This is a genomic window from Kangiella sp. HZ709 (genome assembly GCF_009674675.1).
Lineage (GTDB): Bacteria > Pseudomonadota > Gammaproteobacteria > Enterobacterales > Kangiellaceae > Kangiella.
The window spans coordinates 1,024,939-1,048,916 of the sequence record NZ_WKJC01000001.1 but is presented as its reverse complement, the minus strand read 5'-3'; the positions used below and the strand labels follow the sequence as shown (position 1 = coordinate 1,048,916).

Below are 23,978 nucleotides of genomic sequence, written 5' to 3'. Positions count from 1 at the left end.
CATAGACAGAATAGCAATATAATAGCTTCTTTAAAAGTCAGCATTCTTATCATACCGGGAATATAGGGATATCCAATTTTGCTAATATAAAGGCAAATATCGATAGGAGGGTAAGAATAATAATACCGAGCATGACTATTTTTCTTGGCGAGATATATGATTTTAACTTTGACCTATCAGCCCAGATTCCAATCAATGGCAATAATTGCATCATATGGGTCGCAATAAAATGGGCAGGTTTATAATCACCGCTGATTCTTGACCAACCCAAATAAGGCACTACATTAGGAGTATGGTTCAATCTATTCGTTATGTAAGGGATGTCTACAGACATATATCCAGCGAAAACTAAAGTCAGTACCGAACCAATGGTAAGGCCTGCAATTGAACCTAGGCGAAGTCCAGATTGGTCTTTTTTTCCATACTTCCAAATCATTATGCCTAGAACAAAAGCCACTAATACTAAAAATAATGCCCCTACACCCATAGCCATATAGAGATAGTTTTCTATATCGGTTTCAAAATTAAAATGTGAGCGTCTTCCCCTAGCAGCTTGAATTGTAATATATAAAAACTCGAGCCATAAAGAGATTGCAGCTGCAACAGCAAAAAATGAGAATCTATACTTGGTTCTATATTTTTCGTCAACCAGCTGAGCTAGGTAGGTTAAGGTTATAAAATGCAAAACAAATGACAAGCCAAAGCGAATGGGCTTATGCCATACAGGCATGCCATCAATTAGACGACTGTCAAAAGCATTAACAAGTAAAAGAAGTGCTAGAAATGCTAACAGAAACAAAGTGCAAGAAATAAACAAACCTGTGACTTTGTCTGCGGCAAATTTCGGAGATAACAAAAATGTTGATAGCGTTTTGTATTTTTGTTGCTGGTTTTGGTTAATATTAAGCATTCTGTGGCTCCTCTACTAATCTTGTAGTGCTTCGAATCATCAAAAATAGTGCTAGACCTATCGGGCCTAACATAAAGGTAGCGATTAAGATTGGCGTTTGAATGATTCGTGATATTTTCAACTCATCGCATTTTTTGGCTATCCATCCTCCTATAAAAAGGTCAAAAGCAAGATAATGAACCCAACCTGCGAGCAGGGCTCCATCGTTTTGAAACAGGAGCCGAACATCTGTTAATGAGCTGAATCCTCCATCAACAGTAAAAAAAGTTTTAAAGATTAGGACGCTATAAATGCTAGAAATTGTAAAAGGGATTAAGTACAGAGGAATAAAGTTAATAAGCTTTAGACCTCTGGGCAATAATATTAAAATCAGCCAGCCAAGCATTGCTAATTGACTGCAGAATGCAAAAATTTGATTTGCTGTAAATTCTGCTAATAAATAGTTGTTTGTCATGATTCAAAACCTCAAAAAACGTCTGACGTTGGATTTGAATCTATTTCAGCAAAAAAAAAGGTGGCGATCGTCTTAACCGAGCTATTTAGACGTACGAATGGGTCGATTCGTACTTTTTTAGACTAACAAGTGAGGCTTTTGCGGAATTGACTAGGAGTTTGATCGGTAAATTGCTTGAAAACTGCGTTAAAAGTGCTTTTGGAAGAAAAACCTGAAGCTAAAGCCAGATCCAGTATTTTGGCTTTTTTATCTTTTTTAAGCTGTTCTATTAAGTAACTTACTCGGTATTGGTTGACGAATTGGTAGAAGTTCTTTCCTTCTTGTTGATTTAATACTTCTGATAAGTGATGGGTACTTAAACCAATAGATTCAGCTAAACTACTTAAAGTTAATTGACTATCTAAAAAGGGCTTGTCCTGTTGCATAAACTCTTTGGTACTTTTTAATAAGACTTCTCTGGTGCCTTCATCTAAAGAGCCAGGCGAAGATTTGTGTGTGCTTGTATAGAGATCATGACTGTCGCTACTAGTAGGTTTACTTTGTAATTGCTCAACTCTAAATAACTTAGGGTTTCGCCACTGGGCAATTGCTACGCTATAGATGAACACTACGATCAAAATATCTGCCCATCGAGATAGGTACTTTAAGCTGGTAAAATCAGCGATAATTTTAAAGCTCCAAATGATAAGTGTTATGGTTAAAAAAGCCCAAAGCCATCTAAATATATCAGGATTAAAATTGGCTAAAGTGTTTTGCGCTTTATTTTGATATCGAAAGATAAGCCATGCACTAAATCCGTTATATGCAAAGGCTTGAAAATAAAAGATTAATATACTGGTTTTAAATCCAGTAGGTACTGGATCAAAGGTTTGCAATAGGTTAAGTCGATATTCGGTGGATTCGGTTAACCAATGTAAGTTTAATAAATAGCAAATTAGAACAGGGGTTAAATGCCATAAATCTTTCCAGCTGAGCTTCGTATTGGTAACAGCATGGCGATAGTACAAAAAGTTAAGAGCACCAAAAGAAGCCGGTAAGAAAAAGCCCCAACCTAATAATCCAGAAAAAGCATTGAGTTCGGCATTAAGCGCTATAAAGGGAGATAAAAAGTATAAAGCCAGCAGTAAGCAGAATACTCCTAAAAGTCGATTAGCTGTGGTTGCTCTACTATCAAGGTTTAATAATACGAATAGTAGTATTCCTTGAACAGCGCCTATTATGATTATATGTTGAGTAAAGCTCAGCATTAAAGAGAAAGCTTAATCAATGTACTCAAATATCTTTACGACCTTATTTACACCGCTAATATTTCGCGCAACTAAAGCAGCTTTATCTCCTTCAGCTCTAGTGACTAAGCCCATTAAGAATACTTCTTTATTTTCTGTGCGCACGGTAATTCGCTTTGAATCTAGTCCTTTCTCAGCAGTCAAGCTTGAGCGTACCTTAGTTGATATCCAAGTATCGCCAAAACCACTAACATCATCGGGGCTGCCTACTCTAAGTTCATTAAAAACCTTGCGAATTTCTGGCACGCCTGTGATGATCTGACTAACTTGGGTTTTAACTGATTCATTAGGCACTTGGCCGTAAATTAAAACATATAGGTTATGGCTATCAACCTCGATCTTGGCAGGCTGATTTTCTGCTTCGAGATCTTTCAGTAAGCTATAAACACGAGATTCGATACTATTGTCTTCAAAGATAGTACCAAAAGTGGTGCAACCCGCTAAAACAAATATCGTTAGTAAATAGATAAATACATTTCTAAGTAATTGAGTTGAGAGCATGATAATTCCGGTTTTATTCTAAGACTAAAGTTATTGGGAGTGCAAAAGAGGTAGCGACATTTTGGTTATTTTTTTTTGCCGGTATCATCCGAGGGATAGAAAACAATACTCTTTTTGTTTCTGCTAATAATATAGGGTTCTTTTCGTTAGCAGTGACTTTTGCAACTTTACCGTTACTATTAATTACAAATGAAGCAATGATTCTACGTTTTTGAATATTATTATTGATTAAATAATTCATATTGAAATTGCTTCTTACATGATTCCCTACCCCTTTAGACAAACATGTTATCAAATCTTTATTTTTTATAGAGGTATCACAACCTGGATAAACTGGGACAGAGTTAAGGGAATAAGATGGGATAATAGGCTCAATAAGATTTTTAGAATCTACTGGTGTCGTTTCTTTTGTTGTTGAGCAACTAGCTAGAATGATTAAAAAAGTTATAAAAAATAATGTTTTCATTTAATTAAGCCTGTCCAAATAAAGCATTATCAATGAAATCACATAAGGCATGAATGACGACTAGGTGAACTTCTTGAATTCTAGCGGTAGAGTTTGACGGGACCCTAACCTCTACATCGTTAGCGCCAAATAAACCAGCCATTTCGCCACCATCTTTGCCTGTTAAGCCTACGATCAGCATATCTTTTGATACAGCGGCTTCCATGGCATTGATCACATTTCGCGAATTGCCGCTGGTTGAAAATACTAGCAATATATCGCCAGCCTGACCGAGTGCTCTAATTTGTTTGGAGAAAATATCATTAAAACTGTAATCGTTGGAGATGGAAGTTAAAGTTCCGGTATCGGTCGTTAAAGCAATAGCCGGAAGGCTTGGGCGTTCGCGTTCAAATCGATTTAACATCTCAGAAGAAAAGTGTTGTGCATCGCCTGCAGAACCACCATTACCACAGGTCAGTATTTTATTTCCTGCCAGCAAAGCACTCACCATTATTTGACCAGCTTGCGCAATAGACTCAGGCAATGCATCAGCCGCTGCTATTTTTGTTTGGATACTTTCTGTAAAAATGTCTTTTATTCGTTGTACCATAAATCGAAAAAGCCTTTAGGTTTTTGTTAGTTTACCAAGCGTTGGCTTGAAAAGCATTGCTTTGCCAATCAGCTTCAAAACTTTCTTTATTGTCATTAGCACTTGAAATCGATACTACATCAAATCGAGCATTATAGTTGAGAAATCCCCGTTCTTTTTGTAAGAAAACTTGTGCAGTTTTTATTAGTTTCTGCTGTTTATAAATAGTAACGGTTTCAGAACCAGTTCCATAATCGGAGTTAGCTCTATAACGCACTTCTACAAATACTAGAGTTTCTGGGTCGCTATTACAGTCTAAAAAAATCAGATCGATTTCGCCAAAGCGACTGTGGTAGTTCTGTTCAACAAACTGTAGCCCTTTGGTACAAAGATAATCTTTGCACCAAGCTTCTGCTACTTGTCCTATCGCTTGGCTATCCTTTTCCATAAACAAGGTCTTAAGAATACATTATCTTTCGATATAGTTCTGCACTTCACCTTTAACGTAATGTCCCCAAGCCAGTTGGCGCTTAATTCGGCCATAGGAATCAATGCTTAACAGTCCGCTAATACCTTCCATTGCGGAGTCTGGAAGCGCTGATAGTTGTCCTATTTCGGGAACCACCATAAAAGCATCATGACCTAATGCAAAGAAGCGGCCGAGGTTTTTGCTGCTACTGGGTAAAGTCTTTGCTAAGTTATTTTTCAGCTTTGAGATGGCCTTGTTTGTGGATAGCATCCAAGGCGAGTCGGTAAATCTGATTCCTGAGAGATCATTATCAATGCGGGTGTTACTAGTACCATTATAGATATTAGAAGTGGCATACACCGGTAAATTGTAAGCGTAATAATAATTTAAGTAAGGCTTAATGATTCGTGCACGCTTGGCATTTGCAATCAAAAATATTGCATCGGCGTTAGCACTACCATGACCAGAAGATTCGATTGGTAAGTTTAATAAGTTCTGCAATTCATCCGTACGCTGCTCAACTTTGTCCACACCTAGTAAGCGAGTAATTTCTTCTTTCGGATCTTGGTTTCTGCCTATGGTTGCGGTTTGCACTACCGTGCCGCCAAGCTCCTCATAAGCTTGAGTGAAGCTTTGCATAGCACGCTGACCGACGCTGGGTTCGGCGTCTATAACGAAGGCCCTAGTTTGACCATTACGCATGGCGTAACGGGCGATTTGGGTTGCTTCATCTTCAACTGGCAAGCCAAATTGATACATATTGGCGGGCGCGAAATCGCTACTTAAACGATTAAGTACTAAAGTTGGGATTGGCAGCTCGTTAAAACGAGTTAGCTCATCGATATTATTTTTTAGTAAAGGACCTACCACCATTTCAACGCCATCGAACATTGCGTTTTGATAAATCTGCTCAATAGATTCTCCATTAGCACTGTCATAAATCACCACTTCTGGCTGTTCGCCTTGGATTTGACGACTTTGGAAATAACCTGCTAAAAAGCCATCGCGAATGGCGCCACCAACACTAGAAAACCTGCCTGACAAAGGAATTATTAAGGCGATTTTTTTGGGTGCAAGAAATTCTATATCTCTAACTGTCATAGATTCTGTAGATAGATATTGATAAGCTGGATGCTCAGGATAGGTCTTGCTCCATGAGTTTAAGCCTTCTGATAATAACCTAGCATTATTTGCAAAGCGTTGATTGGTGATAGCAAGATCTAGCCAAGCCATTGCATCATAACTTTCAGCACGGCTGCGTTTTGATTCAAGAGCGCCCAATGGTGATTGAGACAGTTCTTGCCAAGCTAGTTGCATTTGTTGCTCAAACTGAGATTTATCCTTAATTAAATCTTTGGCTTCAATTCGAGTAATAGCAGCATCAACGTATCTTTGATTGGCTTGTAAGGCATCCGCTGAAATTAGTTGGTAGTGCAAATTCCAGGCAGGGCTTTGCAACTCGGGACTGGTAACGGATTGTAATGCGCGAATTGCCTCGAACGGTTTTTGTTGCCTTAAAGCTGACTCGCCTTTCAATAGGTAATATGCGTTGCGCTTATTGGGAGTTAGTTGGGTTGGTTGAAAGCTAACAATGGTTTCATAGGTTTGCTCAAATCTTTGTTGTTGTGCGAAAACAGAAGCAGCCTTTAGCTTGAAATTTGCGGCTTGGTCATTTTCATACTTTTGCGCTTCTGCTAAATAGAACTCTGCCGATTCACCTGAGCTAGCGCCGTAAATATTCGAGTTACTGCGTTTACTTTGTTGATTCGTAACGCAAGCCGCGAGCAAAAAGATGCTGAGGCTGATAATAAAAGCTTTGCAAGCGTGGTTTTTGGTCATGCTTATATACTCAGGTTGATATTAGTTACTGACTTATAAAGTCTAGTATAAGTTCCAATTATTTATCATTCCTATGACTCGCAATGTCGGGTAAAATAACAAATAAATGAAGAAGTTATGTTGCCTATCTATTCATTGATATTCTAAGCTCTATTAACAATTTAGGCAAAGGTAGTAATCGACTTTTCGGACTCGTATCCAAAAAGTTCGCAGTTTTTTACACCTTACTAATGTTGTCTGATATCAGACTTTTAAAGCCTTATTGTATTAAAACTTTATGAATAAACCTTTAACAAGAGTCACTATTAACTAGTTCATTATGTATGAGTCGCCATGAAGAATGATTTAAATTCAGCCTGCCTCTACGTGGTAGCAACCCCGATTGGGAATATAGAAGATATTTCTGCCCGAGCGATTGAAACTTTAAAGCAAGTGGTTCTAATTGCGGCTGAAGATACTCGCCATAGTCAGCGATTATGTCAGCATTATGGGATTAATACGCCCATGATATCTTTGCATGAGCACAATGAAGAAAGTCGGGTTGCCCAAATTGCTGCCAAGTTGGATGCCAATGAGTCTATTGCACTTATTTCGGACGCAGGAACTCCCTTAATTAGCGATCCTGGCTTTAAGTTGGTGAGAGCTTTGCGCGAACAAGGTTATAAGGTGAGCCCTGTTCCTGGTCCTAGCGCTATTATTACAGCCTTGTCTGTTGCTGGTTTACCTACCGATAGCTTCAGTTTTTTTGGGTTTTTACCGGCAAAATCCAGTTCTCGTAAACAACGATATCTAGAATTGGGAAATAGAACCGAAACGATGGTTTTTTATGAATCTTCCCATCGTATTGCTGCCAGTCTCCAAGATGCTCTAGAAACCTTAGGTAATAGGCATGCGGTAGTGGCTAGAGAGCTCACAAAAACCTTTGAAACTATTCTAGATGCTCCCTTGATTGAATTGGTCGACATATTAGAACAAGATCATAACCAATCGAAGGGCGAATTTGTCTTGATGATATCGGGAGTAGATAAAAAAGCAAATAATGCAAGCATTGATAGTGAGCGCTTACTAAAAGAGTTGCTGAAAGAATTACCGCCAAACAAAGCCAGCAAAATAGTCTCTAATTTTACCGGCATATCTAAAAAAGAAATATATCAAATAGCATTGGATTTAAAAGAGTCCTCTTTATAACATTACGCTCATAAAATCAATGGGTTGAGTGTAAAAATTCCCAACAGTTAACATTTATTTTACAAATGTTGTGTTACCTTAGCCCTTTATTATATTAACTACTTCTCATATAGCTTAGGGGCTTAATTCATGAATATCCGTAATTTATTCGTGGCAACTTTGATTGTCAGCAGTTGTTCTTTATCTTTCAATCTTTCTGCTCAAACTTTCGAAGACGGTGTTGAGCCGGTAGCAGTAGATGGCGGCGGTGTTGAGCCGATAGCAGTAGGCGGCGGCGGTGTTGAGCCGATAGCAGTTGGAGGCGGCGGTGTTGAGCCGGTAGCAGTAGGCGGCGGCGGTGTTGAGCCGGTAGCAGTAGGCGGCGGCGGTGTTGAGCCGATAGCAGTAGGCGGCGGCGGTGTTGAGCCGATAGCAGTTGGCGGCGGTGGTGTTGAGCCGGTAGCAGTAGGCGGCGGCGGTGTTGAGCCGATAGCAGTAGGCGGCGGCGGTGTTGAGCCGATAGCAGTAGGCGGCGGTGGTGTTGAGCCGATAGCAGTAGGCGGCGGCGGTGTTGAGCCGATAGCAGTAGGCGGCGGTGGTGTTGAGCCGATAGCAGTAGGCGGCGGTGGTGTTGAGCCTAAAGTATTAGTTTAGTGGTACGAACGATATAGCTTTCGGTGTATCATATACAGAATGTGCTTTTTAACCGTTAGTTAGCTTTTATGAATTTAGAGGTTGCACTTAGCTTTATAGATAGTTATCTATTGGCACTAATAATAATAACTCTAATTTACTTATTACAAAATGTAATGCCTTTGTTCAGAGTGACTATATATATTTTAGCGATCGAACTTTTTTCAAGGCTAATTTTTACAAGTGTTTTAAAGCTTCCTTACGCAGAATACCTTTGGTATTTAACTTGGGCTACGATTTCTTTGTTATTGATTTACATTATAGCTAGAGAAACAAAGAGATATCCAAACCTACAAAAAGTTACTGTGCCCATAAGTTTTTTAATTTTAGGTGTTGTTACTCTTGAAGTAGGTCGATATTTTGAAAGGCATTATACTGAGTGGTCATTTTTCAAATCAATCTATTCAGTAGGTAGTACCGCAGTAAACTGGCTTATAATTGCATATTTATTTGCACCTATAGCCTTACTTCTGGTAAAGTCTATACGAAGTCGTATGTCGGCTAAGCATTGATTTATAAAGAGATTCAAATAAAATTATAGAAATGATGACAGATTTAATACTAATCATTACACCTTTAGCGATAATGGGGGTAAGCCTTTTTGTTTTTATCAAAGGTTATCTGTTCGCTAAAACGCAGGACCGAGGGTATACAATATTGTCTGCTTTAGATAGACCTGTGTCTGATGAAATAGAAACTCCAGCTGAAATAGAAGCAAAACAATTGATTATGGAATATGCTGAAGCGGTTAATGGTCGTTACGATGATGTGCATAAGACCAATCATGCTATTCAGTGGGTGCGTAAACTCGATCAACATGTTCAAAAAAACCGAAACTACTATCAATCTGAAGTTGAAGCAGATGAACCAGTAGAGCAACTGTCTTTAAAAGGCTCTAACGTGACCAGTATTTTCGTTAAAAGACGCTAACGTCCTACAAATAATATTGAAAAGCCCATTTTTTGGGCTTTTTTTATGCCTGACATTAATTCAATTATAGCTTGCGTTTTTACCCTTAAGTGCGGAAAATTCCGCACAGAAGCTGGCCAGACAGTCGCTGTCCTTTTATCTTCGGGTAAAAAGAGAGAGGAAAGTCCGGACTTCATAGAGCAGGGTGCCAGGTAACGCCTGGGCGGCGAAAGTCGACGGCAAGTGCAGCAGAAAATATACCGCCGATGGTTCACTTTAGTGTTCACAGGTAAGGTTGAAATGGTGCGGTAAGAGCGCACCGCATTGCTGGTAACAGTATATGGCGAGGTAAACCCCACCTGAAGCAAGACCAAATAGGATTCCGTACGGCGTGGCTCGCGTTGGAATCGGGTAGGTTGCTGGAGCCATTGAGTGATCAATGGCCTAGACGAATGACTGTCCACGACAGAATCCGGCTTATCGGCCAGCTTCACTTATTCACAATAATCTGCAGGATTGATCATGAACTTTAAATTATCCGTAATTTTATTTGCAGTGCTTCTATTTCAAGGTTGCGCCGTATCTAATGTCAGTAAAAATTATCAATTAAATAAAAGCTCAAATGAAGGTTTAGTCTTTTTAACTCTTACTGTCGATGGAGTCATTTCTGATTATAGTTTAACTTTTGGAACACCAACTAAGCGTGAGTTTGTAAAGTTTGCTTATGGTACTCCTGCCAGTTTGTTTGAAACAAAAGATATTGATAGTAAAGATGCCAAAGGAAAATTATTTGCTATCAAAATGCCTGCGGGTAAATACAAAGTATTCAGATGGGGAGTTAATTCTGGCAGTTATAATAATTCCTCATCTGAACCAATTGACATTGAATTTAATGTTGATGCAGGAAAGGTTGTATATATTGGTAATTATCATTTCGATTCAGCAAAGTCCACCGCCATGTGGCAAGTAGATGCTAATGTATTCCATATAAATGCCTACCACCGAGATTCACAGCTTTTTCTAGATAAGTATCCTTCGATCTCTAAGAACTCAATTATTAAAGCTTTTGAAGATGATTTCAGGTTTAATCAAATTGGTGGTTCGACTTCCCACACGCCGACAGAATCTCTTATCTTTATTCCGTAATTGGCTTTGAATGAATCGTAGAAAATTTTTACTAGGTACTGGTATTTCTGTTGCGGCATTAGCGGGCGCAGGGTTTACATGGACTCAGCTTTCTAGCGCTTCAGATAAGCTTAGAGTTGAGCTTGCATTGGATCTTTTAGACTCCATCGATAGCACAACCATTCAGTCAAATGGTCAATGGAAGTTGACGCATATTTTTGATCACTGTGCTAAAAGCATTGAGTTCTCGATGATCGGCTTTCCTGAGCATAAATCATCTGCGTTTAAAAGTACCATTGGCACTAGCGCATTTGCTCTATTTAAAGCCAATGGCGCTATGAGTCATAATTTAGCCGAAGAAATCCCCGGTGCCTTATATCCGAATGCTTCAAAAACTATCGAAGAGGCCATCTTCAACCTGAAGTCTGCTTTTCAAGCTTTTGAAACCTATCCCGGACAATTGCAGCAGCATTTTGCATACGGCAAACTCAATAAGCGCGATTACGAAATCGCGCATGTTATGCATTTATTGAATCATTGGTCAGAAATTCGGACCTAAATAAAGAATTCCTTATCTTAAAATTTCCCTAACTTAAAGTAGTTTCTAACTTATATCCGTAATCAAATGAAAAATAACAAATTTATTTTTCTTAGTTTGTGTGCGCTCACTAACGTTGGCTAAGTCTTTGGAAAATAAAGACATTTTTCACATTTTTAGAAGCTAATTTACTTGCAAAAAAGTAATCAAACTCCTATAGTGGCGAGAAGTGGGAAAAAGTGTCATAAAGTGGATCGCAGTTAGTTTTAACACTCTAAAATGGCTATTTGCAACAAGCTTTTTCCTTAAAATTTAAATAAAACAATGGGTTATTATAATGTTTAGAGGCGCAAGTGCCATCAATATGGACGCAAAAGGACGGATCGCAATACCAGCGAAATACCGTCAGCGTTTTCATGATGTCTGCGCTAATCAAATTGTGGTCACCATTGATTTGATTGATCCTTGTCTTTTATTGTTCCCATTGCCTCATTGGGAGCAATTGGAATCCAAACTAGAAAGTTTCTCTAGCACTCATCCCATGCAACGCCGAGTAAAGCGAATGTTGCTTGGCCATGCTTCAGAGCATGAAATTGATGGGAATGGCCGGATTTTATTACCGCCAGTGTTAAGAGAGCATGCGCAACTTGAAAAAGAGTTGATGCTTGCCGGTCAGGGAAACACTTTCCAAATTTGGAAAGAAGAAAACTGGCACCAGAAAATTAGTGACGATGTGGCGGCGATGGCTGAAATGCCATTGGATCCGGATAGTTTACCGGAGTTGAGCTTCTAACGATGAACCCTCAACAGCCACATGATGCAGTTCTACTTAACGAAGCAGTGGAGGCTCTCGTGCAAGGTAAGCAACTGCCTGGTAACGATACAATAGGCAGCAGTGAAAGCTCACAAAAGATAAATGGTATCTTTATTGATTGTACTTTTGGCCGAGGAGGCCATAGTCGCCATCTGCTTTCCAAATTAGGTCAAAAGTCTCGCCTCTTAGCATTCGATAAAGATCCACAGGCCATTGCTGTCGCCAATGAATTAGCAGATCAAGATCCGCGATTTGAAATAGTCCATGACAGCTTTTCTTTATTATCTCAAGAAATTGAAAAACGTGGATGGTCAGGAAAAGTTGATGGAATTTTAATGGACCTTGGCGTTTCTTCTCCGCAGTTGGATCAAGCTGAGCGTGGCTTTAGCTTTATGAATGATGGTCCTTTAGATATGCGGATGAATTCTAATAAAGGAATCACGGCGCAAGAATGGATTGCGTTGACTAAAGAAGAAGACATGATATTTGTCTTTAAGGCTTATGGTGAAGAACGATATGCCAAGCGGATCGCTCGAATTATTTGCGAAAAGCGTCAACAAGAAACGATCGATAGCACAAAAAAATTAGCCAATATTATTTCAGAAGCACATCCACGCTGGGAAAAGCATAAGCATCCTGCAACGCGTTGTTTTCAAGCTATTCGTATTGCTGTCAATAGCGAACTGGATGATTTGAAAGCAGTGTTAGAGCAATCACTAGAATCATTATCGATTGGCGGAAGAATTGTCGCTATCAGTTTTCACTCCTTAGAAGACCGTATTGTAAAACAGTTTATTCGAGACCAAGAAAAAGGCAAAGATTTTCCAGCAGGATTGCCTATTACTGAAGACATGATCGAGCGTCGTATGAAAAAAGTCGGCAAATTTGTTAAAGCTGGAGAAGAAGAGTTGGCTCGTAATAATCGTGCGCGAAGTGCTGTCATGCGAGTGGCGGAAAAAATAGGTTAACTATTATGGCTAAAGTAAACAGTGAAACCAACCGTTTATGGCCGTTCTATAGTTTGGTGGCGGCTTTTAGCCGACGTTTTGGATTAATCTTTATCGGCGCATTAGTGGTGTATTCAGCAATTTTAGTAGCTAATCAAACACATCAATTTCGAATTGCTACTAGTGAGTTAAATAAATTGCAAGATGAACAAACGGCACTCGATCTGAACTGGCAAAAGCTACGGTTAGAACAAAGTGCGTTAGCAGAGCATAGTCGTATTGAAAAAATTGCGATAGAAAAATTAAAAATGAAGCATTTAGATAAAAATTCTGAAGTCATTATTGAAATAAAGAAAGAAAACTAATTGTGAAGAAAATACGTAACCGAAAAATTATGACAGTACCTGATTGCAAGTGGCGATACGTCACCATGCTGTTTGTGGTGTCTGCATGCTTTATTGGTTTAATAATTAGAACTGCTTATTTACAAGTTTGGAATGCAACTGATTTAGCTAAAGCCGGTGAGTCACGCTCGATTCGAGTTAAGGGTATTTCTTCACACCGTGGATTAATTCTAGATAGAAACGGTGAAGAGTTAGCTCGGTCTGTTCCCATTGAATCATTATGGATTGACCCTAAAACTTTGTTGAAAGATAAATCAGTTTTAACAAGTCCTGCATGGAAAGGTTTTGCTAAAGCACTTAATCGGGATGAGAAAGAATTATCAAAATGGATTTTAGATAGAGCTGACAGGCGCTTCGTGTGGTTAGAAAGACACCTAGATCCTAATAATGCGGTATTTATAAAGCGTTTAGCGATAAATGGTGTGAACTTGAAATCTGAGTACCGCCGGTATTATCCAAGTGCGGAGGTCACGGCAAATTTAGTCGGCTTTACTGGCGTGGATGACAAGGGCTTAGAAGGTGTTGAGAAAGCTTTTGATAGCTATTTGACGGGGCAGCCAGGAAAAGAAAAAGTGGTGGTTGATTTATATCGCCGAGTAGTTGAAGAGCGCGGTGTATTGGCGGAAGCAGAGCAAGGCAATGATTTGCAATTGAGTATCGATTCTCGAATCCAAGCGGTAGCATATCGTGAATTGAAAAAAACAGTATTGAATCATAATGCTAAAGGTGGCTCGGTAGTTGTAGTCGATGTCGATACTGGCGAAGTATTAGCCATGGCAAGTCAGCCTTCTTTTAATCCTAATCGCTCAGATTCACGCTTTCCAAATATGACTCGGAATCGTGCAATTACCGATTTATTTGAGCCGGGCTCTACGGTAAAGCCATTGACTATTGTAAGTGCTTTAGAGAGCGGTAAGTATCAGCCGCAATCAACCATTGATACTTCTCCAGGTCGTATGAAATTGAATAGAAAAACGGTCAGAGACCCAAGAAATTATGGCGTTCTAGATTTGGGTGGGATCATAAAAAAATCCAGCAACATGGGAGTAAGTCGACTTGCATTAAGTTTATCTGATCAAGAGTTTTTGAACAGTTTTTATAAGGTTGGGTTTGGTAAGTCCACTGGCTTGGGCGTGCAAGGTGAAACCAAAGGTGTCCTTCGGCCAAGAGATAATTGGTCCGATATAGAAAAAGCGACATTCTCGTTTGGCTACGGTTTTCAGGTGAGCTCTATTCAATTAGCACAGGCTTACAGTGTATTAGGTGCGAATGGAATAAAACGACCTTTAACTATCATCAAGCAAAATGGTTTAGAGCAAGGTGAACAAGTAATTGATTCGACCATCGCTCAAGAAGTTGTGAGCATGATGGAAAATGTAGTTGCTGATGGTGGTACAGGTACAAAGGCAAGAGTGGAAGGTTATCGAGTAGCGGGAAAAACAGGTACAGCTAGAAAAGTTGCAAAAACCGGCGGTTATGGTGACGAGTACGTTACGGTATTTGCAGGTTTGGTACCGGCAACAGCTCCAAGGTTAGCGATCGTGGTTATGGTTGATGAGCCAGCAGGCGATGCCTATTACGGTGGCACAGTATCTGCACCAATTTTTTCTGAAGTGGCCGACAAAGCATTAGATTTGATGAACGTTGCACCAGACCAGCAAACGGTAAAAGCATTTGCAGTAGGAGGTGTCAGTCATGACTAACCTAATAACTAATGCAAAAAAAGTGCTGAAACACTTTGTTGAAAAGAGTGTTGTTAAAGCCCTTGAACTCAAGCATATAGACATAGCTGGTTTAACTATCGATAGCCGTTCAGTGGAGCAGGGTTTTTTGTTTATGGCCTATCCAGGCGAAGAAACTGATGGTCGAAAGTTTATTAAATCGGCTATAGAAAACGGTGCAATTTTAGTATTAGCAGAAGTCAAAAGCTTAGAGGGTTTTGCAAAAGAATTTGAAGTCTTGCTTGATGACAACCAGCAAGTGATAGCCTATGAGTACAAAGCTATCAAAATCGTTCCAGTACCCAACTTAAGAGACAAAGTTAGCCAAATAGCTGGGAAATATTATGGCTCACCAACAAAGAAAATGTCCTTAGTTGGGGTCACTGGAACCAATGGTAAAACAAGTATTTGCTACTTGGCAGCACAAGCGTTTGAGTTTATGCAAAAGCCAACTTTGCTGTTGAGCACACTAGGAAATGGGCAAATAGATAATTTAGAAGTGACGACAAATACCACTTCTGATCCTGTAACTCTTCAAGCCAAAGCAGCTGAGTATTTAAACAAAGCCTGCCATCATCTTTGCATGGAAGTGTCATCGCATGGCTTAGATCAAGCCAGAGTATCAGGTTTAAATTATAGTATTGCAGTGTTTAGCAATTTAAGTCATGACCATCTTGAATATCATGGAGATATGGAGTCATACTTCTTAGCTAAAAGAAAGCTCTTCATAAGAGATGAAATACAAACAGTTGTGATCAATGCAGATGATTTGTATGGACAACGTTTACTGTTAGATGAAGAAATTATCGCTAAAAAAGTGGCTTACACTCGCAATAAAGATTTGTTAGATAAACAATTAGTTCGAAAGATAGAAGGCTGGATTGAAAGTTCGAATGAAGAGTTTACTTTAAACGGAATCAACGCTGATCTGATGACTCCCTGGGGTACAGGTCGAATCAACAGCCGTTTATTAGGTGATTTTAATTTGTCTAATTTATTAGCTGTTGCAGGTATTTTAGGCTCTATAGAAGGCGACTTAAATAAGTTCCTAGTTGCATTGAATGCTGCTAAACCTGTTAAAGGTCGTATGCAACAATTTAGCTGCAAAAACGCTGCTACTTTTGTGGTGGACTATGCGCATACACCTGATGCTTTAGAAAAAGCTCTGCAGACGTTAAATCATCATTGCCAAGGTGATTTATGGTGCATCTTTGGTTGTGGAGGCGACCGAGATAGCAGCAAGCGCTCGATGATGGGAATGGTTGCTGAAAAAAATGCACAGCAAATTATCATCACGGATGATAATCCAAGAACTGAAGCTCCTGAGTTGATCGTTGAGATGATCAGAGATGGCTTTAGTGATCAGACAATACCGTATATTGCATCCAGAAAAGCAGCGATTGAGAATGCTTATGCATCATCAACAGCCATGGATATGGTGTTAGTCGCTGGTAAAGGACATGAAGATTATCAAGAGATAGGCTCTGTAAAACATCACTACAGCGATATTGATACCGTTGCAAATATTCTGGAGGCGCATTCATGATTAGTTTGCCTCTTTCGGTTATTGCTGATGCAGTGAATGGAGAATTAATAGGAAGCGATACCGTCATTTCAGAAGTATTTACCGATACACGAAATGCTGTTGCCGATAGCCTATTTGTGGCTTTAAAAGGTGAAAACTTTGATGCTCATAAGTTTGTTAAACAAGCTGAAACGCAAGGCGCTATTGCGCTTATGGTATCGCAAGAAGTTGATTCGAATTTACCACAAATAAAAGTTTCAGATACCGAGAAAAGTTTAGGCCTTTTAGCTAACTATGTAAGAAAACAGGTTAATCCAAAAGTCATTGGCATTACAGGTAGTGCAGGCAAAACCAGCGTTAAAGAAATGGTTGCAACAATTTTACAGAGTGCAACTAGCGCGAAAGAAGTCTTGTCGACTCTTGGAAACTTTAATAATCACATTGGTGTGCCATTAACTTTACTAAGGCTTACGGGTAAGGAAAAGTTCGCGGTGGTTGAGATGGGGGCAAACCATATAGGTGAAATTGCCTATTGCTGCTTGATTGCGGAACCCGACGTAACTGTAGTCAATAACGTCGCACCTGCACACATTGAGGGTTTTGGCTCTATTGAAGGGGTTGCTAAAGCCAAAGGCGAAATATACCAAGCCTTGTCCAAAGAAGGTATTGGTATCGTAAATTTAGATTCGGAATTTTCAGAAGATTATTTGAATACGGAAGATTTCCATAAAGTAACTGTTTCTCGTCACAATTCTGCCGATTTTTATGCGCACAATATAAAGCTAAACGAAGATTTATGTGCAGAGTTCGAAATGCAACATCAAAGCAATGTTTTTAATATTAGAGTAAATGTTCCAGGAGAGCATCAAGTATCAAATGCATTGGTTGCTGCAGCGCTAACTTTTTCAGTAGGTATTGATTATGAACATATTCAATCAGGATTGTTAAGTTCAGGAGTCGTCAAAGGTCGCTTAAACCGTTTAAAAGGTATTCATGGTAGCTCTGTCATTGATGATACTTATAACGCTAGTGTGCAATCAGTAAAAGTAGCAGTGGATGTTTTATCCAATTGGCAAGGTACAAAAATTTTAGTGTTAGGTGATATGGCTGAATTAGGCGAAGACAGTGTTGCATACCACCAAGAAGTGGGTGTTTATGCTAAAGATAAAAATATTGATCATTTGTATTCAGTGGGTGGTTTAAGTCAATTTGCTGGAAATGCTTTTGGCAAAGGCGCACGTCACTTCGATAGGGTTGAAACTTTAATCGATTATTTAGCATTACAATTGAGTGTCAAGTCACAAGTATTAGTGAAAGGTTCAAGAAGTGCGCGAATGGAAAGGGTGGTGGCTGCAATAGAAGCCAAACAAAACAACAATCAGGATGTGCAACAAAAAACTTTTGGGGGAGGTTCACAATGCTAACCTGGTTGGCGGAATATTTATCACAATATTATTCAGGCTTTAATGTCTTTCAATATTTAACCATGCGCGGAATTTTGAGTGTGTTAACCGCGCTTGGGATTTCATTATTAGTTGGTCCAACAATGATTCGCAAATTAAGTTCATATCAAATTGGACAAACGGTGCGCGACGATGGACCTCAAAGCCATTTAGTTAAAGCGGGAACCCCGACTATGGGTGGCGCATTAATAATTGTAGCAATTGTGTTGAGTGCTCTACTTTGGGGTGATTTAGAGAGTCGTTATTTATGGGTCTGTATTGTGGCGATTGTAGGTTTTGGATTAGTGGGATTAGCAGACGATTACATCAAATTAGTGCGTAAAGATCCTAAAGGATTAATCGCTCGGTGGAAATATTTATGGCAATCAGTATTAGGTGCTGGTATTGCAATTTACTTATTCTATACCGCAAGCCCTGTAGAAACACAATTGCTAGTCCCATTCTTTAAAGATGTAGCCCCGCAGTTAGGTATTTTATTTATCTTCTTAGCCTACTTTGTGATTGTAGGTACCAGCAATGCAGTGAATTTAACTGACGGCTTAGATGGCCTGGCCATTTTGCCAACGGTACTAGTGGCTGGCGGTCTAGGTATTTTCGCTTACTTAACGGGTAACCAAATCTTCTCTGAATACTTACAGATCCCATATATTCAAGGGGTAGGTGAGTTAATTGTTTTCTGCGCAGCGATTGTAGGTGCAGGTCTTGGTTTCTTATGGTTTAACACCTATCCAGCACAAGTATTTATGGGTGATGTAGGAGCTTTAGGCTTAGGTGCGGCATTAGGCACCATTGCGGTTTTAGTAAGACAGGAATTGGTGCTATTTATTATGGGCGGTGTATTTGTGATTGAAACGGTTTCAGTCATCTTACAAGTAGGCTCTTACAAATTAACGGGTAAAAGAATTTTTAAAATGGCGCCATTGCATCATCATTACGAACTCAAAGGTTGGCCAGAGCCACGAGTCATTGTGCGCTTCTGGATTATTTCGCTGATGTTGGTACTGGTTGGATTGGCAACCCTAAAACTTCGTTAATCGATTGACTGAGTAATTAAATAATTATGAGCATTAAACAACTAACAGATAAAAAGCGTTTGATTCTAGGTTTGGGTCAAACTGGCTTGTCTGTTGCCCGCTTTTTAAAGAAAGCGGGACAGTTTTTTAATGTAATGGATACACGAAAAGAAGTTCCAGGAATAGAAGAGCTGGATCAATTTGCAGCAGAGAGCTACTTAGAATGGCAGCCAGAACTTTTTGTAAACTACGATGAATTAGTAGTGAGTCCAGGTATTTCAATCAATCAACCAGATATCCAAACAGCAGCTGAGCAAGGCGTTGCGATTGTGGGTGATATTGAATTGTTTGCGCAAGTAAACACGGCAAAAGTGGTTGCGATAACTGGATCTAACGGTAAAAGCACCGTGACGGATCTAGTGGCAAATGCAATTAGTGCAACAGGCTTTTCAGCTGTTGCGGCTGGCAATTTCGGCTTTCCGGCTTTAGAAACACTTGGGCAAAAATGTGATTATGTTGTGTTGGAATTGTCGAGCTTTCAGCTGGAAACGACTGACTCATTAAATTCAGAAGTGGCAACCATTTTAAATATTAGTGAAGACCATTTAGATCGATACGACAGCTATCAAGATTATATCAATGCTAAAAAATGTATTTATTTGAATGCTAAAAAAAGATTATTTAATGTGGATGATGAGAATACCTTTGCTAACTCTGAAGCCGATAAAAATGTGAGCTTTGGTTTGAAATCATCAAAGATATCACCAGATTATTGTTTGGATTTGGATAGAAAGGTTTTATCTAAATCAGAGCAAGAAATATTGCCTATAGAGGATTTACAACTACAGGGTACTCATAATGCGTTAAACGCATTAGCTGCACTGGCATTGGTAGAACAGTCGGGCATAGAAATTAACGATAAAGTGATAAGCGCTGTCAAAAAATATCGAGGCTTAGAGCATCGCTGTGAGTTAGTCTTTAAGACTGAAAATGTAAGTTATATTAATGATTCAAAAGCCACCAATGTTGGTGCAACTATTGCAGCTTTAACTAGTTTTGCACCTTTATTTGAAAATATCATTTTAATTGCAGGCGGTGATGCCAAAGGTGTTGACCTTAGTAGCTTAAAAAATAGTCTAAAAACTACCGTTAATTCAGTAGTAGTATTTGGTAAAGACGCTAACAAAATTGCAGAGTTAAGCAAAGAAAAAAGCCATGTTGTAGAGAATATGGCGCAAGCATTAGCTAAAGCCAAACAAATTATTGAAAGCAAATCTCTTAATCAAGTTCTAGTCTTATTGTCACCCGCTTGTGCGAGTCTTGATCAGTATAAAAATTATCAAGAACGAGGCAATGAATTTTCAAAATTGGCGAGGGCACAGGCATGTTAGCGCAGAATATTTTGAAAGTTGGCGATTTTGTAGAACAGCTAAAAATTTCTGATCCAAGAACGAAATTAGATCCTTGGTTATTAGGTCCTGTATTGATCTTACTAGCAATCGGCTTGGTTATGGTTGCGTCTAGTTCAATGCCATATGCAGAAGATAAAATGTCAGGTAATGAATACCACTTTTTAACTCGACATGGAATCTATCTGCTGATTGCGTTCACTGCTGCTGTTTGTGTTATGCAATTAGAAACCCGTTTTTGGCAGGTGTATGGACCTTACTTTTTATTATTCGGTATTTTATTGCTGATTGCGGTGTTATTTATTGGTCGCGAAATTAATGGTTCCAAACGCTGGATTGGACTAGGACCTTTAACCATTCAGCCTGCAGAAATCATGAAGTTTTTTGTTGTAATTTATTTAGCAGGGTATTTGGTGCGTCGTAGCGATGAGCTGCAAACACAAGTTAAAGGTTTTATGAAGCCACTAGTATTGATTGGGCTAATAGTTGCTTTCTTACTCGTTCAACCTGATTTTGGTTCTTCTGCAGTAATCGTAGCTACCTCATTGGCAATGATGTTTATGGCTGGTGCTAAGCTTTGGCAGTTTGTGAGTCTAACCGCCTGTGTTAGCAGTGTTATGGCATTGGTATTGGTGCAGGCGCCATATCGTTTAACACGATTAACCAGTTTTATGAATCCTTGGGATGACCAATTCGGTACTGATTATCAATTGTTTCAATCATTAATTGCTTTTAGTCGTGGTGATTGGTTTGGAGTAGGGCTGGGCAACAGTGTACAAAAGTTGTCGTATTTGCCGATGTCGCATACGGATTTTATTTTTTCGGTTTATGCAGAAGAGTTTGGCTTTATTGGAGTTCTATTTGTCGTGGCCTTGTTTGTGATTATTTTTAACCGCTGTTTAAAAATAGGGCGACGAGCATTACGGATGGAAGAATATTTTTCAGCTTATATTTGTTATGGCTTTGGTTTTTGGTTAAGCCTACAAGCGATTATTAATATAGGTGTTGCCAGCGGTGCTTTACCCACTAAAGGGCTTACTTTGCCATTTATTAGTTATGGTGGGAATGCATTAATTATGAGTTGTATGGCTATCGCGATTATTCTACGTATCGACTTCGAGACTCGTCGTAAAGAACATGAATACGCCTCGGTTAAACGAAGTTACGGGGGCAACGATGAGTAAAAATAAAACCATATTGCTAATGGCTGGTGGAACTGGCGGTCATATTTTTCCGGCATTAGCTGTAGGCAAGTATTTGCAAGCTAAGGGATGGGATCTGCATTGGTTAGGCTCTGAAGGAAAAATGGAGTCGAGACTGATACCGCAGCACGGAATAGACATTAGCTTGTTGCCCGTGAAAGCTTTGCGCGGCAAAGGTTTATTATCACTACTGAAAGCACCTTTTAGTATTGTCTCAAATATATTGGCAGCTAAAAAAATCATTAAAAAAATTAAACCAGATGTAGTGTTAGGAATGGGTGGGTTTGCGTCCGGTCCAGGTGGTTTGGCTGCAAAATTAGCAGGCGTTCCATTAGTGATCCATGAGCAAAATGCTGTTGCAGGAATGACCAATAAATTATTGCATAAAGTCAGTAGCGTTACCTTGCAAGCTTATCCAAAGGCATTCATGGCTCACAAGAAATTGATTACAACGGGTAATCCAACCCGTAATGATTTCTATCAGATTGCTAAGCCTGCTGAGCGTTTATCTGAAGCGGATGGCAAAATAAAAATATTGATTGTAGGTGGCTCATTGGGTGCAGAAATTTTTAATAAAAAAATCCCTGAGACTTTAAATATTGTTAATGATGGTTTGTATATTGATGTGAGACATCAATCAGGAAAAGGGAAGCATCAAGAAGTAATAACGTCTTATGAAGCCGGGACTAATGCTCGAGTGAATTATGAAGTAACTGAGTTTATTGACGATATGGCCACTGCATACAGCTGGGCCGATATTGTGATCTGTAGAGCTGGAGCTTTAACGGTTGCAGAAGTTGCGATGGCAGGTTCTTGTGCGATATTTGTACCATTCCCACATGCTGTGGATGACCATCAAACTCACAATGCAAGATTTTTATCTGATCAGTCAGCAGCCTTATTGATTCAGCAACACGACTTAACAGAGCAAAGATTGGCAGAGCAAATTACTGCTTTGGCAAACGACAAACAACATTTAATAGAAATTGCAGAAAAAGCTAGACAGTTAGCAAGTCCAAATGCGACGGAACAAGTAGCAGATATCTGTGTTAAAGCAAGTATGAATCAACTGAATTTTAAACAAGAGAGTGCATCCTCATGAGTCAGTCAGCAATGATGCAACAGATCCCAGAAATGCGCAGAATTAAACGCATTCATTTTATCGGCATTGGTGGTGCTGGTATGAGTGGGATAGCAGAAGTATTAGTTAATTTGGGATATCAAGTATCAGGTTCTGACTTGAGGCAGTCAGCAGTTACTGAGCGTCTAACAAAGCTTGGAGCTGAAATATTTTTTGGGCATAGAGAAAGCAATATTATTGAAGTCGATGTAGTGGTTGCTTCAACTGCTATTAGTCAGGAAAACCCAGAAGTTATTGCAGCTCATGATAGACGAATCCCAATAGTGCCTAGAGCAGAAATGTTGGCAGAGTTAATGCGCTATCGCCATGGAGTGGCGGTTGCCGGAACTCACGGTAAAACAACTACTACCAGTTTGACGGCATCTATTTATGCCGAAGCTGGTTTGGATCCAACCTTTGTTATTGGCGGTTTATTAAATAGTGCAGGAACCAATGCGCGCCTTGGCACCAGCCGATATTTTATAGCAGAAGCAGATGAAAGTGATGCTTCGTTTTTACACTTGCAACCCATGGTGTCGATCGTTACTAACATTGATGCTGATCATATGGAAACTTACGGTGGTGATTTTAAAGTTCTCGAAAATAACTTCGTCGAATTTTTACATAACCTACCGTTTTATGGTCTTGCAGTTCTGTGTATTGACGATGAAACCGTGGAGCGTTTAATGCCAAGAATTACTCGCCCGATTACCACTTATGGCTTTAGCCCGAAAGCAGACGTTCGAGCTATTGATTTTCAACAAAATGGTACCCAAAGTAAATTTAAAGTAGTTCGCAAAGGTCATTCAGGCGCTTTAGAAATACACCTAAATTTACCTGGCGAACATAACGTACAAAATGCTTTAGCTGCGATTGCCGTAGCTACTGAAGATGGCGTGTCTGACGAAGCAATTCAAACAGCATTAGAAAAATTCCAAGGGATAGGCCGACGGTTTGAGATGTATGGTGAATTTGATATTCACTTAAATGACGAATCTAAGACTGTGGGTCTAATAGATGATTATGGGCATCACCCGCGTGAAGTAGAAGCGACTATTAAAGCCATGCGTCAGTCATGGCCCGAGCGTCGCTTAGTAATGGTATATCAGCCGCACCGTTACACTAGAACAAGAGATTTATATGAAGAGTTTTGTCAGGTGTTATCGGAAGTGGATGTGTTAGTAATGTTGCAAGTCTATGCTGCGGGTGAAGAACCTATTGTGGGAGCAGATAGTCAGGCTTTGTGCCGTAGTATTCGTCAAAGAGGACAGGTGGATCCAATATTTGTTGAAGATCAAAAAGCATTAGAAAAAGTGCTACCTAGCTTATTACAAGATAAAGACCTGGTTCTGACTCAAGGGGCTGGCAATGTTGGTGTCTTAGCGCCTCGCTGGGCTAGTCATAAAATGAATTTTGCAGAGTTAAAAGATTAATC

At 39.5% G+C, this 23,978-nt stretch carries 24 protein-coding genes and 1 other RNA gene; 17 read left to right on the top strand and 8 right to left on the bottom strand.

The features are described 5' to 3' along the window. Window positions 1-49: 49 nt before the first annotated feature. From GJS41_RS04715 to GJS41_RS04680, 8 genes are all read right to left on the bottom strand, one after another. A complete protein-coding gene (locus GJS41_RS04715; protein WP_154246162.1) occupies window positions 50-910 on the bottom strand; it encodes a hypothetical protein in 861 nt (286 codons plus the stop codon). Continuing rightward, a complete protein-coding gene (locus GJS41_RS04710) occupies window positions 903-1,364 on the bottom strand; it encodes an ABA4-like family protein (RefSeq protein ID WP_154246161.1) in 462 nt (153 codons plus the stop codon). Before GJS41_RS04710 ends, GJS41_RS04715 begins: the two co-directional genes overlap by 8 nt. Window positions 1,365-1,486: 122 nt before the next feature. Next, a complete protein-coding gene (locus GJS41_RS04705; protein ID WP_154246160.1) occupies window positions 1,487-2,611 on the bottom strand; it encodes a helix-turn-helix domain-containing protein in 1,125 nt (374 codons plus the stop codon). A 12-nt stretch (window positions 2,612-2,623) separates the two neighbouring features. After that, window positions 2,624-3,151, bottom strand: a complete 528-nt coding sequence (locus GJS41_RS04700; RefSeq protein ID WP_154246159.1) for a BON domain-containing protein — start codon at window positions 3,149-3,151, stop codon at window positions 2,624-2,626. A gap of 13 nt (window positions 3,152-3,164) precedes the next feature. Beyond that, window positions 3,165-3,617: a hypothetical protein gene (locus GJS41_RS04695; protein WP_154246158.1), complete on the bottom strand. Its 453-nt coding sequence runs from the start codon at window positions 3,615-3,617 to the stop codon at window positions 3,165-3,167. Between the two features lie 4 nt (window positions 3,618-3,621). Further along, window positions 3,622-4,206 carry a phosphoheptose isomerase gene (locus GJS41_RS04690; RefSeq protein ID WP_154246157.1) on the bottom strand — a complete coding sequence of 195 codons (585 nt, stop codon included), beginning with the start codon at window positions 4,204-4,206 and terminating at the stop codon, window positions 3,622-3,624. A 31-nt stretch (window positions 4,207-4,237) separates the two neighbouring features. After that, on the bottom strand, window positions 4,238-4,633 hold the full coding sequence (locus tag GJS41_RS04685) for a YraN family protein (RefSeq protein ID WP_154246156.1): 396 nt from the start codon (window positions 4,631-4,633) through the stop codon (window positions 4,238-4,240). 21 nt (window positions 4,634-4,654) lie between these two features. Then, window positions 4,655-6,493, bottom strand: coding sequence for a penicillin-binding protein activator (locus GJS41_RS04680; RefSeq protein ID WP_154246155.1), 1,839 nt, complete (start codon window positions 6,491-6,493; stop codon window positions 4,655-4,657). 333 nt (window positions 6,494-6,826) lie between these two features. Between GJS41_RS04680 and rsmI the strand changes: the two genes are divergently transcribed. The 17 genes from rsmI (at window position 6,827) to murC (ending at window position 23,976) form a co-directional block, all read left to right on the top strand. Next, the gene (gene rsmI / locus GJS41_RS04675; RefSeq protein ID WP_154246154.1) at window positions 6,827-7,681 is read left to right on the top strand and encodes a 16S rRNA (cytidine(1402)-2'-O)-methyltransferase; all 855 of its coding nucleotides are present in this window, start codon (window positions 6,827-6,829) and stop codon (window positions 7,679-7,681) included. A 129-nt stretch (window positions 7,682-7,810) separates the two neighbouring features. After that, window positions 7,811-8,314, top strand: coding sequence for a hypothetical protein (locus tag GJS41_RS04670; protein WP_154246153.1), 504 nt, complete (start codon window positions 7,811-7,813; stop codon window positions 8,312-8,314). Between the two features lie 696 nt (window positions 8,315-9,010). Beyond that, the gene (locus tag GJS41_RS04665) at window positions 9,011-9,283 is read left to right on the top strand and encodes a hypothetical protein (protein ID WP_195758340.1); all 273 of its coding nucleotides are present in this window, start codon (window positions 9,011-9,013) and stop codon (window positions 9,281-9,283) included. A 108-nt stretch (window positions 9,284-9,391) separates the two neighbouring features. Beyond that, window positions 9,392-9,758: RNase P RNA component class A (rnpB, locus tag GJS41_RS04660), an RNA gene on the top strand. 26 nt (window positions 9,759-9,784) lie between these two features. After that, window positions 9,785-10,408: a hypothetical protein gene (locus GJS41_RS04655; protein WP_154246151.1), complete on the top strand. Its 624-nt coding sequence runs from the start codon at window positions 9,785-9,787 to the stop codon at window positions 10,406-10,408. 10 nt (window positions 10,409-10,418) lie between these two features. Then, window positions 10,419-10,946, top strand: coding sequence for a DUF1569 domain-containing protein (locus GJS41_RS04650; protein WP_154246150.1), 528 nt, complete (start codon window positions 10,419-10,421; stop codon window positions 10,944-10,946). A gap of 316 nt (window positions 10,947-11,262) precedes the next feature. Continuing rightward, a complete protein-coding gene (mraZ, locus tag GJS41_RS04645) occupies window positions 11,263-11,718 on the top strand; it encodes a division/cell wall cluster transcriptional repressor MraZ (RefSeq protein ID WP_154246149.1) in 456 nt (151 codons plus the stop codon). 2 nt (window positions 11,719-11,720) lie between these two features. Beyond that, window positions 11,721-12,707, top strand: a complete 987-nt coding sequence (rsmH, locus tag GJS41_RS04640; protein WP_154246148.1) for a 16S rRNA (cytosine(1402)-N(4))-methyltransferase RsmH — start codon at window positions 11,721-11,723, stop codon at window positions 12,705-12,707. A 5-nt stretch (window positions 12,708-12,712) separates the two neighbouring features. Next, window positions 12,713-13,051 carry a cell division protein FtsL gene (ftsL, locus tag GJS41_RS04635; RefSeq protein WP_154246147.1) on the top strand — a complete coding sequence of 113 codons (339 nt, stop codon included), beginning with the start codon at window positions 12,713-12,715 and terminating at the stop codon, window positions 13,049-13,051. 2 nt (window positions 13,052-13,053) lie between these two features. Beyond that, window positions 13,054-14,793, top strand: coding sequence for a peptidoglycan D,D-transpeptidase FtsI family protein (locus GJS41_RS04630; protein WP_370515623.1), 1,740 nt, complete (start codon window positions 13,054-13,056; stop codon window positions 14,791-14,793). Beyond that, a complete protein-coding gene (locus GJS41_RS04625; protein ID WP_154246146.1) occupies window positions 14,786-16,357 on the top strand; it encodes a UDP-N-acetylmuramoyl-L-alanyl-D-glutamate--2,6-diaminopimelate ligase in 1,572 nt (523 codons plus the stop codon). The genes GJS41_RS04630 and GJS41_RS04625 overlap by 8 nt, the downstream gene beginning before the upstream one ends. Beyond that, window positions 16,354-17,760 carry a UDP-N-acetylmuramoyl-tripeptide--D-alanyl-D-alanine ligase gene (gene murF, locus GJS41_RS04620; protein ID WP_154246145.1) on the top strand — a complete coding sequence of 469 codons (1,407 nt, stop codon included), beginning with the start codon at window positions 16,354-16,356 and terminating at the stop codon, window positions 17,758-17,760. Before GJS41_RS04625 ends, murF begins: the two co-directional genes overlap by 4 nt. Further along, the gene (gene mraY / locus GJS41_RS04615; RefSeq protein WP_154246144.1) at window positions 17,754-18,833 is read left to right on the top strand and encodes a phospho-N-acetylmuramoyl-pentapeptide-transferase; all 1,080 of its coding nucleotides are present in this window, start codon (window positions 17,754-17,756) and stop codon (window positions 18,831-18,833) included. The genes murF and mraY overlap by 7 nt, the downstream gene beginning before the upstream one ends. Before the next feature lie 26 nt (window positions 18,834-18,859). After that, window positions 18,860-20,203, top strand: a complete 1,344-nt coding sequence (gene murD, locus GJS41_RS04610; RefSeq protein ID WP_154246143.1) for a UDP-N-acetylmuramoyl-L-alanine--D-glutamate ligase — start codon at window positions 18,860-18,862, stop codon at window positions 20,201-20,203. Further along, window positions 20,197-21,405 carry a putative lipid II flippase FtsW gene (ftsW, locus tag GJS41_RS04605; protein ID WP_154246142.1) on the top strand — a complete coding sequence of 403 codons (1,209 nt, stop codon included), beginning with the start codon at window positions 20,197-20,199 and terminating at the stop codon, window positions 21,403-21,405. The genes murD and ftsW overlap by 7 nt, the downstream gene beginning before the upstream one ends. Continuing rightward, window positions 21,398-22,525, top strand: coding sequence for an undecaprenyldiphospho-muramoylpentapeptide beta-N-acetylglucosaminyltransferase (gene murG / locus GJS41_RS04600; protein ID WP_154246141.1), 1,128 nt, complete (start codon window positions 21,398-21,400; stop codon window positions 22,523-22,525). Before ftsW ends, murG begins: the two co-directional genes overlap by 8 nt. Further along, entirely contained in the window at window positions 22,522-23,976 is a 1,455-nt protein-coding gene (murC, locus tag GJS41_RS04595) for a UDP-N-acetylmuramate--L-alanine ligase (RefSeq protein ID WP_154246140.1), read from the top strand. The genes murG and murC overlap by 4 nt, the downstream gene beginning before the upstream one ends. The last annotated feature ends 2 nt before the right edge of the window (window positions 23,977-23,978 follow it).